Genomic DNA, 15,940 nt, shown 5'->3' on the forward strand with positions numbered 1-15,940 from the left:
ATCTATTCTCACCCAGTAAAGTTTGAATAATAATCCGTTCATTTAAGGTTAATCGTCTGCGTAATTTTTCCATAATTCAACAAAGATAAAATTTATCATTTGTTGCATTAAGTTATTGAATTCGTCAACTCTATTAGGTCTTACCGAAAACCTATACTGACCTACCGAAGCTCCCCCGCTATTCGAAGTCTCCTGACTTCGGATCAATAAAACGATAGGAACGATAGGCAGATTTGTAAATAAACTCAAGCTATTGCAGTTTAAATCTTAGTGAAACTTTGTGCTTCTTGGAGTCCTTTGTGAAAGAACTTTATACTGTAACACAAAGAGCCACAAAGGTTGCACGAAGTAACACAACGGTTTTACTTATTGAAATAACAGAAACCATCAAAAGTGATTTTGGTGGTTTTTTTATGTTTTGTTTGGGATTCTTCCTTGGTCAGAATGACAACTTGAAGCAGAAGTTTCTTAGAAATAGTGCCTCTATTCAAAACCTTTGCTAACTAGCCCCGATTATCTCACTTTGCTATTTTTTTTTAGCGGAGTTCGATGAATTTTATTTGTAGTGAAAATCCTTTTTTAACTCCGACAGAGTTTTGAACTCTGTCGGAGTTAAAAAAGATTGCAACGAAAAGCGGGAATTACCTTTACTAAAATGCGCAAGACTTTCGCTTCAATTAAAAAAAATAACTAACAGGTTTAAAACCCGCTATCCGAAGTCTCCTGACTTCGGATCAATAAACCGTGCCAATAGGTAAGGCAAACTAAATTTTAATTTCACAAACAAATGACATAAAAAATCTTTTTTATGTTATTTTTTTGATTTTGATTGTGGGTTTGCAATTCCTCTAACGGATCCGCGTTGCAAATGCATCCGTTTAATCCGCGTTCCATCTAAAGCGTAGCATCTTTATAGGAAGAAAAAGGAGTTTTAAAGAAATATTGGAAGAAAAAAGTATTTACAAAGAAGTAATAAAAACAATGTCAAAATCAGTAATTAGAATAAAAATAGGATAATTTTTAGTAATAAAAAACAAGGGTAAAGTAATTTTAGTAATAACAAAATACCTGTAAAAATGATTAGAAATAAAGCTCAACTTGACAAGATAAAACAGGATTAAAAACAGCAACAAAATAATTTTTGCAATTAATAAAAAACGATGTAATATTACATTAGAAATTAAAAATTAGTTGACATAAAAATTTAGTAATTAACAAGAAATCGTGTCAAGTAATTTTAGGAGGGGTCACCCACACTTGTAGTTGGAGCATCCGCACTTGTAATTGGAGCATGCTGTTTATATCTAAATTCTTTGCGACTTTGTGCCTTAGCGAGAATATTTTAAAAATTAGTTAAGTATATTTTATTTAATATTTAAAAGGCTTAACAAAGCAAATAGTTTGTTTTATCGAGCACCACTGTTTATTAATGCAATAATCATTTTTTAGCTTTTTTAGAATTATAATTATTTGCAGAATTAAAGAAAAAAAAACTATTTTTGATAAATATAATTTTTAGACTCAACCTATAAATAATTTTTTTATGAAGAGATTTTTCTTAGCTTTTGTTTTTTGTTTTTCAGCTATTTACGCACATTCCCAATCGGGTTATGATATTACTATTAATCTAAATAATTGTAATGATACCATTGCTTATCTTACTTTTTATCAGTTTGACAAAACGTTAATTAAAGATACCTGTACCACCATTAAAAATGGAAGAATAGTTTTTAAAGGAAAAAATAAATTGGATAAAGGAATTTACTCCTTAGTTAGCCAAAAAAAATCCATTTATTTTGATTTTTTCATTGATGATCAAACCCAAATAATAGAACTTAATAATGATTTGGCAAAAAATGACCTCGAAGATTTGTCGGCAGTTAATTCGCCTCTTGAAAATGAATTTTTCAATTATATAAAATTCATAAATAAACAAAATAAAGAATTTCAAGATTACAGAACGGAGATTAATGTTAAAACAAAAAAAGATACCCTGCTTTTAAATGAAAAGCAAAAAGTTTTGGATAAAAGAATTCAAGCTTACGAAAAGAACTTTTTGGAAAAGAACAAAGCAACTTATATTGCAGATGTTTTAAATTTAAAAATGGAAAAGGTATTGCAAGACATACCAAAAGCTTCTAATGGAAGACCAGATAGTTTGATGGTTTATAAATACTACAAAAAACATTATTGGGATAATATTGATTTTAAAGAGGAAGCAACCATGCGAAATCCTTTCTTTTTCCCAAAACTAAAAAAATATTTTGAATCGGTAATAGTTTCCTATCCAGACTCTGTAATTGTAGAAGTAGATAGAATTTTAGAAAAAACCAAACCAGGAAGTTTTCTTAATAAGTATATGTTGGCGCATTTAACGTACACCTACGAAACTTCTAAAATAATGGGGTTGGATAAAGTTTTTGTTCATATTTCCGATAAATATTTTAAAACAGGTAAGGCTGCTGGGATTTATGATGATGAATCTGTAATAAACAGAATAATTAAAAGAGCCGATTTATTAAGACCACTATTAATTGGTGCTACGGCACCCGATTTATCCATGATTAAAGCAGGTGATTATCCAATAGTAAAAAAGATGGGATTTGAAGCAGCTAAAACTAGCGACGAAGCTACAAAGGTCTATTATGCAAATGAAGGTACATTAAATAAAATGTTCAATCACCTTTATTCGGTTAATTCCGATTTTATTATTTTAGTTTTTTGGGATGTAGATTGCGGGCATTGTCAAAAAGAAATCCCAAAACTAATTAAATTATATAACGAACTGAAAAAGGATAAAAAAGACGTAAAAGTGTATAGTGTATATACATTACACGAAGGAGATAAATATTTGAAGTATATTGCAGATAATAATTTACAAGATTGGATTAATGTTTATGATGGCGCGCACATTAATAATGTGACTGTTAAATACGATGTTTATTCAACACCTGTTATTTATGTTTTAGATAAAAATAAAAAAATAAAAGCTAAGCGAATAGGGGTTGAGCAATTAAACGATATAATTAAGGAGATGGAAAAAGAATACCTTAATAAATAATATACCTACCCAATTTTTAAGAAAGACAACGTTTATGTTGCTTAAAGATGTATTTTTAATGAAAAACAACCGATAATTGCAAATTTTTCACTAAAATTGATCTCGGTTTATAATAAAAACAAAAATGAAATCAATTAAACTTATTACTCTTTTCCTAATTACGGGTTTTTCTCTTATTGCACAACAAAAAATCACGGTAGAAGAAATCTACACCGGTGCATTTCGTGCCAAAGCAATGGACGAATTGCAGTCTTTAAAAAAATCGAATCAATACACCGTTCTTAACTCGGATAGAGCAACAAGTAGCCAACAAATTGATTTATTTGATTATGCAACATTAAAAAAAGTAGCAACTTTAATTGATACTAAAAACTTCAAAAGTTTAGCAGACGGAATTGATAGTTACACTTTTAGTAATGACGAAAAGCAAATGCTTATTGCAAATGCTACAACTCCAATTTTTCGCCATTCTTTTACCGCCGATTATTATCTGTATAATCTTACAACAAAAGAATTGACTAAAATTTTGGAAAGAGTGCAAGAACCAACTTTTTCTCCCGATGGAACAAAAGTTGCTTTTGCTAGAGAAAACAATCTTTTTGTTTATGACATTGCTTCTAAAGAAATTACTCAAGTAACTACTGACGGAAAGAAAAATGCCATCATCAACGGAATTACCGACTGGGTTTATGAAGAAGAATTTGCTTTTGTAAGAGCCTTCGATTGGAGTGCAGACAGTAAAAAACTAGCCTATATCCGTTTTGACGAAAGCGAAGTGCCCGAGTTTTCAATGAATATTTATAAGAAAAATTTATACCCAACGGTTGAAACTTTTAAATATCCTAAAGCGGGAGAAAAAAATGCTTTGGTTTCTTTATTCGTATATAATGTTGCAGTAAAATCTTCCAAAGCAATTAAATTAGGAAACTATTCCGATTTTTATATTGCAAGAATGAAATGGACTTCGGATGCTAATGTTTTGTGTGCGCAAGTGTTAAATCGTCATCAAGATAATTTGGATTTGATTTTTGTAGATGGAACTTCTGGCGTTGCTAAAGTAGTAATGAACGAAAAAGATGCGGCTTATATTGATGTTACCGATAATTTAACCTTTTTAAAGGACAACAGTTTTATTTGGACTTCAGAAAAAGACGGTTATAATCATATTTATTTATACGATAAAACCGGTAAATTGAAAAACCAAGTTACTAAAGGCAACTGGGAAGTAACTGCTTATTATGGTTTTGATGAAAAATCGAAAACGGTTTTTTTCCAATCTGTTGAAAATGGATCAATAGTTAGAGATGTTTACAAGGTCGGTTTGGATGGAAAAAACAAAGTTAAATTATCACAACAAACAGGAACCAATGAAGCTACTTTTAGTCCTGATTTCACCTATTTTATAAACACTTATTCTAGTGCAATTGTTCCTAAAACCTATTCTTTGAACAATTCCAAAGACGGAAAACAAGTGCAATCCATTGTTGATAATACTACTTTGTCAGATAAATTGAAGAAATATGATTTACCAAATAAAGAATTTTTCGAACTAACTACAGACAAAGGAAACAAGTTAAATGCATGGATGATTAAGCCAAAAGATTTTGATGCTACCAAAAAATATCCAGTTTTTATGTTTCAATATTCGGGTCCAGGTTCACAGCAAGTGGCTAATCATTGGTTAGACACCAACGATATGTGGTTTATGATGTTGTCACAACAAGGATATATTGTTGCTTGCGTTGACGGAAGAGGAACCGGATTTAAAGGTGCAGCATTTAAAAAATGCACCCAATTACAATTGGGAAAATACGAAGTAGAAGACCAAATAGACGCTGCAAAAGTAATTGGAAATTATTCTTACGTTGATAAAACTAGAATTGGTATATTTGGCTGGTCGTATGGCGGATTTATGGCAAGCAATTGTCTTTTTAAAGGAGCTGATGTTTTCAAAATGGCAATTGCCGTAGCACCAGTTACCAATTGGAGATTTTATGATAGCATTTATACAGAACGATACTTGCAAACGCCGCAAGAAAATGCTAGTGGATATGATGAAAATTCACCAATAAACCATGTGAGCAAATTGAAAGGAAATTTCCTTTTAATACACGGAACGGCAGATGACAATGTGCATGTTCAAAACTCGATGCAAATGATTGAAGCTTTAATTCAAGCTAATAAACAATTTGATTGGGCAATTTATCCCGATAAAAACCACGGAATTTATGGTGGAAAAACCAGAATTCAGTTGTTTAATAAAATGACAAATTTTGTGAAAGAGAAGTTGTAAATTTAACTCATCACAATTTGTGATGACATAAAAATTTAAAAAATGATAAAATATCAAGACATTATAAAACGGAATCCAAATAAGAGATTTGGTAAACCATGTATAAGAGAAACTCGAATTTCTGTTTACGATGTTTTGAATTGGCTTGCAAATGAAATGAGTTTTAAAGATATCCTTTCCGATTATCCAGAATTGACGGAAAAAGATATTTTGGCTTGTTTAGCCTATGCAGCAGATAAAGAACATAAAATTGAAAGTGTTTAATGAAATTGCTTTTTGATCAAAATATTTCTTATAAAATTGAGAAAAAGATATCCTTATTATTTTCAGCGTCTAAACATATTTCTAGTTTAGGATTAATGAATAAGGATGACATTGAGATATGGAATTTTGCAAAAAAAGAAAACTATTCAATTGTAACTTTTGATTCTGATTTTTTTGATATTAGCATTATTAATGGCTGTCCTCCAAAAATAATTTGGATAAGAAAAGGAAACCTAACCACAAATCAGTTAGTTACACTTTTAGAAGAAAAACATTTGATAATAAGAAATTTCATAACCAATCCAGAAAAACAAGACATAGCGTGTCTTGAAATTGATTAAAACTATAACAAACTAAATAAAAACTAAATTAATTTAAAATGAGTGAAACAGTAAAAACAGGACATCCAAAAGGACTTTACTTCCTATTTTTCACAGAAATGTGGGAACGATTCAGTTATTATGGAATGAGAGCAATCTTCATTCTATTTATGACTAAAATATTATTAATGAAAGATGCAGATGCGTCTCAAATTTATGGAAGTTATACCGGTTTAGTTTATCTAACGCCACTTTTAGGAGGTTACTTGTGTGATAAATTTCTAGGAAATAGAAGAAGTATTATTATTGGAGGATTATTAATGGCTTTAGGTCAATTTTTCATGTTTTTAAGCGCTTCTGCAGGAGCAGATGGTGTTTCATTAATGTGGATGGGATTAACCTCCATTATTATTGGAAATGGTTTCTTCAAACCAAATATTTCTACCATGGTAGGGCAATTATATCCTGCAAATGATAGAAGAATAGATAGTGCTTTTACAATTTTCTATATGGGAATTAATCTTGGAGCTTTCTTTTCACCACTTATTTGCGGTTCTATGGATTTCAAATGGGGATTCTTAGCGGCTTGTATAGGAATGTTGTTAGGTTTAGTCGCTTTTATACTTGGTCAAAAAAAATACCTTATTTCTGAAGAAGGGAAAGAAATTGGTTTGCCAGTAAAAAAATTAGATGCTAAAAGTATCGGGATGATCATTGGATCCATTGCTATTATCTTTTTTATGTTGAATTTCAAACAAATGTTCAAAAGCGATATTGATATCATTAGCTATTTCATTTATGGAGCAATGGTAGCAATGCCAATTTTAATTTTAACAGATAAAAGTTTAAATAAAATTGAAACTCAACGTATTACTGTGATTTTTATTCTTGCTTTCTTTGTTATATTCTTTTGGGGTGCATTTGAGCAAGCAGGAGCTTCCTTAACATTATTTGCAGATAGACAAACCGAAAGAACTTTATTTGGTTGGGAAATGCCAGCGTCTTATTTTCAATCGGTAAATCCTTTAGCGGTTATTTCAATTGCTCCAATTATGACAATGGTTTGGGGATTTTTATATGCAAGAAAACTAGAGCCATCGTCACCTAAAAAAATGGCAATAGGTTTAGGATTAGTTGCAATGGGATATGTTGTAATTGCAATTGCTGTTAAAGGTTTAGGATTAGGCGAAAAAGTATCTATGTGGTGGTTAATTGGTTTATATGTAATTCACACAATTGGAGAATTATGTTTGTCGCCAATTGGTTTATCAATGGTTTCTAAATTAGCACCTCTACGTTTATCTTCTTTAATGATGGGAACTTGGTTCTTGGCTAATGCTGCTGCTAATAAATTTGCAGGAACATTAAGTGCCTTAATTCCTGGTGGAGAAGATGGAACAGGTGGAGCAACTTCATTTATAGGTTTTCAAATCACAAACTTATACGAGTTTTTTGTATTGTTTATCATAATGTCTGGTACTGCAGCTGCAATTCTATTTGTATTGAGTTCTTGGCTAGAAAAAAAAATGCATAATGACCATTTAGAAAGTGTTGATTTAGAAGTAGAAAACAGATAATCTAAATTAAAAATATTTTTATACCTTTCAAACCTACAAGAAATCCTTGTAGGTTTGTTTTTTAAATCAAATTACTATGTGGAAAAATCATCCTAAAGCACTGCCTTATTTGTTTTTATCCGAAATGTGGGAACGTTTTGGTTATTATTTAATGATCGGAATTTTTACATTATATCTTAAAGATGTAGAAGCTGGATTTGCCATGACCGAAAAAGAAGCTTCCGATTTATATGGAACCTTCATCGCTTTAGTATTTCTAACGCCTTTCATTGGCGGATTAGTAGCTGATAGATATTTAGGCTATAAAAAATCAATCGTAATTGGAGGTATTATGATGGGAGCAGGTTATTTTATGATGGGAATTCATAGTTTGCCAATGCTTTATCTAGCAATGACACTAGTAATAGTTGGAAACGGTTTTTTCAAACCCAATATCTCAACACTATTAGGAAATTTTTATTCAGAAGAGAAATACATCGATAAGAAAGACGAAGGCTACAATATTTTCTATATGGGAATAAATGTAGGGGCTTTTATTTGTAATTTCTTTGGCGCAGCTTTGCAAATACTTTTAGGTTGGCAATATGCCTTTATGGCTGCAGGTTTAGGAATGTTTATTGGTGTTATTGTGTTCCTTCTCGGAACCAAGCATTATGGCACTAAAACCGATAAAAAAGGAGTGCAACAAGGCGACATGCCGTTTTACAAAATTGTACTTTTTATATTAGTTCCTTCCGTTATTTTCGGAATTATTGGATGGTTTTTAAAAGGAGTAACTTCGGAGACCAATACCAATAGCGCTATTTTTGGTTCCGATAGTACCGATGCTTTTATCTTTGCTTGTATTCCTATTATTTTCTTTTACGGAAGTTTGTATTTTAAAGCCAAAGAAGAAGAAAAACGACCTATTGGCGCTTTATTATCAATATTTGCAGTGGTGATTTTATTTTGGGCCGTTTTCAAATTGAATGGTTCTGCTTTAACGACTTGGGCAGATCGATATACCGATAGAGAAATTACGGGAACTACTCAAGCGGTTTTTAGTAATTTAAAATTAGCTAAAGAAATTGAATATAAAAAAGATACTACCGAATTATACGATGCCAGTTTTCGACTTCAAAAAGAAAATGGGGAAGTGAAAAAAGTAGTGGATTATCCTATTTATTTTAGAAATGTTCACAAAGAAAAAATACCACAAGAAGGAAGTAAAATAAGTATATGGGCAACCAATTTAAGCCAATCCATAAATCCAGGTTGGGTAATTATTTTAACGCCGCTTGTTGTAGCATTTTTCACCTTTTTAAGAAGCAGAAAAAAAGAACCATCCACACCAACAAAAATCGCATTTGGTTTGTTAATTTCGGCTTTATCGGTATTGGTTATGGTTGCTGCAGTTCATATTGGAAACAACGGAATGGAGAAAGTTTCCGTTTGGTGGTTGGTTGCCAATTATGGAATCATTACCATCGGAGAATTATTCCTCAGCCCAATGGGATTGTCCATTGTGTCCAAGTTGTCTCCCAAAAACATCACCGCTTTAATGATGGGTGGCTGGTTTTTATCTACTTCAATAGGTAATAAATTATCCGGTGTTTTAGCAAGTATGTGGGACTCTTACGATGATAAAACCAACTTCTTTTGGTTGAATTTTGGATTGTTAATGTTCGCAACAGTATTGATGTTTGCGCTAGTGAAAAATTTAAATAAAGTAATGAAAGACCACGGAATTAATTAATTATGGAAAAACAAATTACAATAGAACAAATCCAAGATTTTAAAGGTAAATACCCAAAGCAAATTTGGAGTCTGTTTTTCTCTGAAATGTGGGAGCGTTTTTGTTTTTATGGAATGCGAGGAATGTTGGTATTCTTTATGATATCCCAATTGAATTTTCATAAAACAGAAGCCAACTTGCAATATGGAGCTACACAAGCATTTGTATATGCTTTTACTTTCATCGGAGGTTTATTTGCAGATAAAATACTTGGCTTTAGAAAATCTCTTTTTTGGGGAGGACTGCTTATGATTGTAGGAAGTGCTATTTTAGCAACCGATCCGCACCAATATTTCTTTTTAGGGATTTCATTTACTATAATTGGAACTGGTTTCTTCAAGCCAAATATTTCCACCATGGTTGGTAAATTATATAAATCTGGCGATTCTAGAACCGATGCAGGGTTTTCTCTATTTTATGCCGGTATCAATATGGGTGCCTTATTAGGAGGTTATTTATGTATTGCCATTGGAAAAGGAGAGATGTTTACCAATTTAATTCCAGAAGACAAACGTTGGAATGTAGCTTTCGGATTGGCTGCAGTAGTAATGATAATTAGTTTGGTTAATTTTGTTTTTACGCAACGATCATTAGGAACTATTGGATTGCAACCAGGACATCCATTGGCGGAAGTTAAATCGAAGCCAATTGCTAAATGGTTAGAGTATTCAGTGTATGCAGGAACAATTTTAATGGTTCCGTTAATAAAAATAATGGTTTCCAAAACAGAATATACCGATTATTTTATGTGGACCATTGGGCCATTAACGCTGATTTATCTTTTCTATGAAATGACAAAAGTTACTCCAGCCGAAAGAAAAAAACTTTGGGCAGCTTTAGTTTTCATACTTTTTTCTATAATTTTTTGGGGAATTTACGAGCAAAGTGGAGGGTCCTTAAGCATTTTTGCTGCAGAACATTTAGATAAAAATCTATTAGGAATGCAATTAGATCCTAACGGAGTTAATAATTCTGGAGGGGCTTTCTTTATACTTTTGGTTGCGGTTCCTATAGGTTTATTATGGATATGGTTGAACAAGAAAAAAATGGAACCAAATACAATTATTAAATTTGGATTAGGATTTATACTTCTTGGATTAGGATATTATGTTTTATTTGCAACAAAATTTTTCGCAACACTTTCTGGCATCACTTCTTTAAACGTGTTTACTTTAGCATTGTTGGTAATTACCTTTGGGGAACTTTGCTTGTCACCAATTGGGTTGTCTATTATGACTAAACTTTCCACTAAAAATCTCCAAGGGATGATGATGGGAATGTGGTTTTTAGCTAGTGCCTACGGACAATATGTAGCTGGATTAATTGGTGCTTTTCTGTCGGAAGCTAAAGAAGGGGCAACCAAAGCGGAAATACTTATAACCTATGCTGATGGATACAAACAATTAGGGCTTTATGCTTTAATTGCAGGAATAATATTAATAATAATTTCACCATTAATTAAAAAATTAATGCAAGAAGTAAAATAAATTTATTAAATTTCGGAATTATTATTGAAAAACAGATTTAAAACAGAAAATGAAAAAGATACTTATTACATTATTATTGGTTATTTCAGGTGTTACCTCTAATGCCCAAGAGGGGTTAAAATGGTACACCGATATTAATAAAGCAATTGAAGCTTCAAGACAAGAACAAAAACCATTGTTTTTATTTTTCACAGGTAGCGATTGGTGTGGCTGGTGCATACGTTTGCAAAATGAAGTTTTTAAAACTCCCGATTTTACGGCTTGGGCAAAAGACCATGCTATATTGGTAGAATTGGATTTTCCAAGAAGAACACCACAGCCAGAGGGAATTAAAGCGCAAAACAACCAACTACAAGAGATGTTTAAGGTGCAAGGTTTTCCAACGGTTTGGTTTGTTAAGCCTTCTGTTAATGACGGGAAAACTAATTTAGAGCAATTAGGAAGCACGGGTTATCTTGCAGGAGGACCATCGGCTTGGATTGCAAGCGCTAATAAGATACTTGCAAATTATGTAGCTGACCCAAAACCAGCTCCAGTAGCAAAACCTAAAACAACTAAAAAGAAAGCTAAAAAAGCGTAATTATAATTTGAAGAATCCCTTTTCGGCAGTGTCATGAAAAGGGATTTTTTCTTTTACACAAGTTGCTTTCCAAATTTTGCAATACGATTTATAATTTGAGGCATCTACGACAACTTTTTGCGGCTTCCAATTTTGGAATACTCTTTCTAAATTAATTTTTGGAGAATTAATCAAAAGTAAAATATCAGGACGTTCCTTTTCTAGGTATGCCCCAGAAGAATCAATTACTAGAATTTTTTTGTTTTTGAAATACAGTAAATTAGGTATGTTTTTCTTCTTTTGAATAGAACAATAATTAGCTACTAAATAAGATTTCAAAACTAAATTAGCATTTGCGTTTTTTTCTAAATTTTCAGAAGTAAATACCGTAACCTTATCGCCAATTCGTTTGGTGAAAATACTTGTGCGCTGTTTGTTAAAAATAATAAATTCCTCAGCTTTTTCATTAGTGTATTTAATTGTAATTGCAATTATTTGCAAGATAATTAGGGCAAATAAAGTTGCAATAAATTTTCTGTAGCTTGGTTTTTTCATCCAAATGAAGCTGCTAAAAATTACCAAATACAATCCCCACATACTAAAATAATGAAGCGGAATATCTTTGAATACAAAATTTTCAAACGATGCAACCCAAGCAATTATCTTATTTAAAGCCCAAATACAACATTCCAAAGATTTTAATAGCGGCATCCAAACCCAATCAAGTGCTGCAAGGAACATTACAATTACTCCAAGCCCCAAAATTAAAGACATCCCTGGGAGAATTACTATGTTGGTAACAAAAAATAACCCCGGAAATTGATGAAAATAATAGATGCTCATTGGCAAAGTGCCTATTTGTGCCGCAAAGGATACAGTAATGATTTCCCAAAATTGCCGTAAAATTATATATTTCGGATTCCATGCAGAAGCCAAGAAAGGCTGTAGCCAAACAATAAAATAAAGCGCTACATAACTCAATTGAAATCCAACATCAAACAAAAAAGAAGGCTGGAACAGCAAAATAAGCAAAGCGGAAACTGCTAAGGTATTGTAGATATTAATACTTCTTCTGAGGTACATTCCAATCGCAACAAAAGAAAACATAGTAACTGAGCGCACAACTGATGGCGCTAAACCGGCTAGAATTCCAAATGCCCATAAAAAGGTGATTACAATAATTAATTTGACAATAGAACCCGTTCTAGTATTTGGAAATGGCCTTAACAGAAATGTAATGAAAAGCAATATAAACCCAACGTGCAAACCCGAAACCGATAATACATGAACTGCTCCAGCATATTGATAATCCTTAACGACTTCTGGCGATATGTCTTGTTGTTGGCCTAACAGTAATGCAACTACTACATTCAGTTCCGTTTTATGAAAATGGTTTTTTTCTAGATTTCGGATAATTCGGTTTCGCAACAAACTTGCATGATAGGCAATACCCTTATCTGTGAATGAACCTACCTGAATATCGGAAGGCTTCACATACAATTGCCCATATATTTGTTGGTTTTCCAAATAGTTGCCATAATCAAATTGATTCGGATTATTAGGATTTCTATTTTTATAAAACGAACCCTTTACTTTAAGAATAGTTCCAATTTCTAAAGTAGGAATAAATGGATTCTTCTTTAGGTTCAAAAGTACTTTGCCGTAACTTTCTTTTCCGTTAAGGGTAATCATTTGCGCAACATAACGATAGTTAACTGTTGTGTTTTTTAATTTTTCTTTTAAGGTAATTGTTGCGGTGTAATTCTTCTTTTGAGTAGAAATAAAATGAATATAATGGAGTTTGTTTCGCGTTTGATTATTAGATACAAAAGTGAAAACACCAATTAAAAATGCTGCCAAAAATGTTGCAATACCAAAATGATTTTTTGGGATTATTGTCTTTCTTGGAATAATATAAGTAATTATAACTGCAATGAAACTAATTATTAATGCAATTAAAGCAACAAAAAAAGGCGGTTTTATATAATGAGCCAAGAGTAACCCAAATACAAAACAGCCTGTAATTTTTATTAATGGAAATTGAAGTACCCTCATTATTCTAAAAGTACGGAAAAGAAATAAAATCTAAAAGATATTTATTTCTTTTCTTTTGGAGTAGTGCTTATCCCAAAAGGAAGATATAACGGACAAAAACCAATTAAACTCGTTAGAGCAAAAACTCCTGCTAATGCTAAAAGTACTATTCCTAAAGTGCCATAAACAACTCCCGATAGATTTAATGCAATAAAAATTGCCGCTACAATTAAGCGTATTTTTTTATCTACGCTACCCATGTTTTTTTTCATAATAGTATAATTTAAATTAAAATCTATTACAAAAGTAAACGCAAATAATTTATTAGTTGTAACCTAAGTTACAAGAGGAAGGAGTATTATTGGGATATATCCGCAACAATTAAATGAGCTGTTTTATCACTAGCACCAATTCCGCCTAATTTTTGTTCTAATGTTTCGTATTTTTCTAATAGCACCTTTCGATAATTAGGTTCTAAAATTTTGGCTAATTCGGCTTTAATCTTAACCGAATTGCAGTCGTCTTGAATCAATTCGGTTACCACTTCTTCATCCATTATCAGATTAACAAGAGAAATATATTTAAGTGTAATTATTCTTTTGGCTATTTGATACGAAGCCCAACTTCCTTTATAACAAACTACTTCGGGGACTTTAAAAAGTGCTGTTTCTAGGGTTGCCGTTCCGGAAGTTACTAATGCAGCATAGGAATGACTTAGCAAATTATAGGTTTCGTTAGAAATAAATTTAATATTTTTTCCTTTCAAAAAAGTCTCATAAAACGAATATTCTTGACTTGGAGCACCCGCAATTACAAATTGATAATCGGGGAAATCATTCACCACGCTTAACATTAAAGTAAGCATTTTGGAAATTTCTTGTTTTCTGCTGCCTGGTAAAATGGCAATTATAGGTTTTTCGTCAAGATGGTTTTCTTTTCTAAAAGAAGCAGCATCGGTGGAAGTTCTATTATGAATGGCATCAATAAGTGGATGTCCTACAAATTCCACGGCAAAGTGGTGTTTCTTTTCGTAAAAGTCTTTTTCAAATGGAAGGATCACATATAGTTTATCAAAATCTCTTTTGATGTCTTTTATTCTGCTTTCTTTCCAAGCCCAAATTTGTGGAGAAATATAGTAATGCGTTTTGTATCCTTTAGTTTTAGCCCATTTTGCAATTCGCATATTGAACCCTGGGTAATCAATAAAAATCAAAACATCAGGCTGGAATTGGTCAATATCAGCTTTGCAAATTTTAATATTTCTGAAAATAGTTTTTAAATTTAGAAGCACTTCTGCAAATCCCATAAAGGCAAGCTCTCGGTAGTGTTTCACTAAAGTGCCGCCAGCATTTTGCATTAAATCACCACCCCAAAAACGAATTTCTGCAGAAGGATCTTCTTTATAAAGTGCCTTCATTAAATTGGATCCGTGTAAATCTCCTGAGGCTTCTCCAGCTATGATATAATATTTCATTTTATAATTTTTTAAACTATTTTATAAGAAATTACTTATAAAAACATTGTAATAATTGCTAAAATAATAGTTGCTAAAACTACTCCTCGAGCCATTAAATCTTTGTTTATTTTAAGCAAAATAAAAAACAATATCAAATCAATAATTGCTCCTAAGGTTATTACTTTTCCCATAATTCCTTGTTCCCTTATTGTAGATAAACCCTCTATTGAAACAAACGCTGGGGATTTTAGCATTAAAAAAACTAAAATACCTAAAAAGGCAGCGACAATTCCCATAAAAAAACCAATTAATAAGTCTGTTTTTTTCATAATATAGGTTTTAAAATTCCCACGTATTTAAAGTTTGAATAGCATGATGTGCCGTTAAATCAAATTGCACTGGAACGATAGAAATAAAATCGTTTGCAAGAGCCCATTCATCGGTATCGGTACCCTTATCTAAGTTGACGAATTCACCTGATAACCAATAATATTCCTTTCCAAACGGAGTTACACGTTTATCGAATTTTTCTTCCCACATTGCTTTCGCTTGACGGCAAATTTTAATTCCCTTTATTTCATTGGTTTTAAGTTTCGGGAAATTTACATTTAATACAGTTCCTTCTTGCAATCCATTAGCAAGAACTTGGGTTGCTATTTTTTTAATAAATGGTTTAATCTGTTCAAAATCGGCATCCCAATTATAATCCAATAAAGAAAAACCTATCGCAGGAATTCCCTCTATACCAGCCTCTACCGCAGCACTCATTGTGCCTGAATAAATAACATTAATAGAAGAATTAGAACCATGGTTGACTCCGGAAACGCACAAATCTGGTTTTTGTTTCAAAATTTCATTCACTGCCATTTTAACACAATCGGCTGGAGTTCCAGAGCAACTGTATTCGGTTACGATAGCATTTTCAGTAGAAATTTTATTTAAATGAAGCGTATTATTAATTGTTATAGCATGACCCATAGCGCTTTGCGGACTATCGGGTGCCACGACCACAACATCTCCAAGTTCTTGCATCACAGCAATAAGGGCTCTAATTCCAGGAGCTGAAATTCCGTCGTCGTTGGTTACTAATAGTAAAGGTCTTTTAGACATTATAA

Annotated in this window: 13 protein-coding genes; 8 read left to right on the top strand and 5 right to left on the bottom strand. The window is 32.0% G+C overall.

The genetic code is table 11. The annotated features are described in order from the left end of the window. Positions 1-1,543: 1,543 nt before the first annotated feature. The 8 genes from ACIQ2J_RS09720 (at position 1,544) to ACIQ2J_RS09755 (ending at position 11,356) form a co-directional block, all read left to right on the top strand. Entirely contained in the window at positions 1,544-3,061 is a 1,518-nt protein-coding gene (locus tag ACIQ2J_RS09720) for a thioredoxin-like domain-containing protein (protein WP_396169129.1), read from the top strand. A 124-nt stretch (positions 3,062-3,185) separates the two neighbouring features. Continuing rightward, on the top strand, positions 3,186-5,354 hold the full coding sequence (locus ACIQ2J_RS09725; RefSeq protein ID WP_396169131.1) for a S9 family peptidase: 2,169 nt from the start codon (positions 3,186-3,188) through the stop codon (positions 5,352-5,354). Between the two features lie 42 nt (positions 5,355-5,396). Further along, positions 5,397-5,618 carry a DUF433 domain-containing protein gene (locus ACIQ2J_RS09730; RefSeq protein ID WP_396169133.1) on the top strand — a complete coding sequence of 74 codons (222 nt, stop codon included), beginning with the start codon at positions 5,397-5,399 and terminating at the stop codon, positions 5,616-5,618. Further along, positions 5,618-5,959 carry a DUF5615 family PIN-like protein gene (locus tag ACIQ2J_RS09735; RefSeq protein WP_396169135.1) on the top strand — a complete coding sequence of 114 codons (342 nt, stop codon included), beginning with the start codon at positions 5,618-5,620 and terminating at the stop codon, positions 5,957-5,959. The genes ACIQ2J_RS09730 and ACIQ2J_RS09735 overlap by 1 nt, the downstream gene beginning before the upstream one ends. Positions 5,960-5,997: 38 nt before the next feature. Further along, the gene (locus ACIQ2J_RS09740; protein ID WP_396169137.1) at positions 5,998-7,515 is read left to right on the top strand and encodes a peptide MFS transporter; all 1,518 of its coding nucleotides are present in this window, start codon (positions 5,998-6,000) and stop codon (positions 7,513-7,515) included. Positions 7,516-7,591: 76 nt separating this feature from the next. Beyond that, positions 7,592-9,250: a peptide MFS transporter gene (locus tag ACIQ2J_RS09745; RefSeq protein WP_396169139.1), complete on the top strand. Its 1,659-nt coding sequence runs from the start codon at positions 7,592-7,594 to the stop codon at positions 9,248-9,250. Positions 9,251-9,252: 2 nt separating this feature from the next. Next, on the top strand, positions 9,253-10,776 hold the full coding sequence (locus ACIQ2J_RS09750; protein WP_396169141.1) for a peptide MFS transporter: 1,524 nt from the start codon (positions 9,253-9,255) through the stop codon (positions 10,774-10,776). A 49-nt stretch (positions 10,777-10,825) separates the two neighbouring features. Then, a complete protein-coding gene (locus tag ACIQ2J_RS09755; RefSeq protein WP_396169143.1) occupies positions 10,826-11,356 on the top strand; it encodes a thioredoxin family protein in 531 nt (176 codons plus the stop codon). Here ACIQ2J_RS09755 and ACIQ2J_RS09760 read toward each other — a convergent pair whose 3' ends face one another. From ACIQ2J_RS09760 to surE, 5 genes are all read right to left on the bottom strand, one after another. After that, positions 11,357-13,390 (bottom strand): ComEC/Rec2 family competence protein, encoded by a 2,034-nt coding sequence (locus tag ACIQ2J_RS09760; RefSeq protein ID WP_396169145.1) that lies wholly within the window; start codon positions 13,388-13,390, stop codon positions 11,357-11,359. A 41-nt stretch (positions 13,391-13,431) separates the two neighbouring features. Continuing rightward, positions 13,432-13,641, bottom strand: coding sequence for a DUF2892 domain-containing protein (locus ACIQ2J_RS09765; protein WP_396169147.1), 210 nt, complete (start codon positions 13,639-13,641; stop codon positions 13,432-13,434). Between the two features lie 86 nt (positions 13,642-13,727). After that, complete coding sequence (lpxB, locus tag ACIQ2J_RS09770; protein WP_396169149.1) at positions 13,728-14,843, bottom strand: lipid-A-disaccharide synthase; 1,116 nt, start codon at positions 14,841-14,843, stop codon at positions 13,728-13,730. 35 nt (positions 14,844-14,878) lie between these two features. Next, a complete protein-coding gene (locus ACIQ2J_RS09775; protein ID WP_396169151.1) occupies positions 14,879-15,154 on the bottom strand; it encodes a hypothetical protein in 276 nt (91 codons plus the stop codon). Between the two features lie 10 nt (positions 15,155-15,164). Then, positions 15,165-15,935, bottom strand: a complete 771-nt coding sequence (gene surE, locus ACIQ2J_RS09780) for a 5'/3'-nucleotidase SurE (protein ID WP_396169154.1) — start codon at positions 15,933-15,935, stop codon at positions 15,165-15,167. Positions 15,936-15,940: the final 5 nt, after the last annotated feature.

The sequence above is a fragment of the Flavobacterium sp. genome (assembly GCF_044357305.1).
GTDB lineage: Bacteria > Bacteroidota > Bacteroidia > Flavobacteriales > Flavobacteriaceae > Flavobacterium.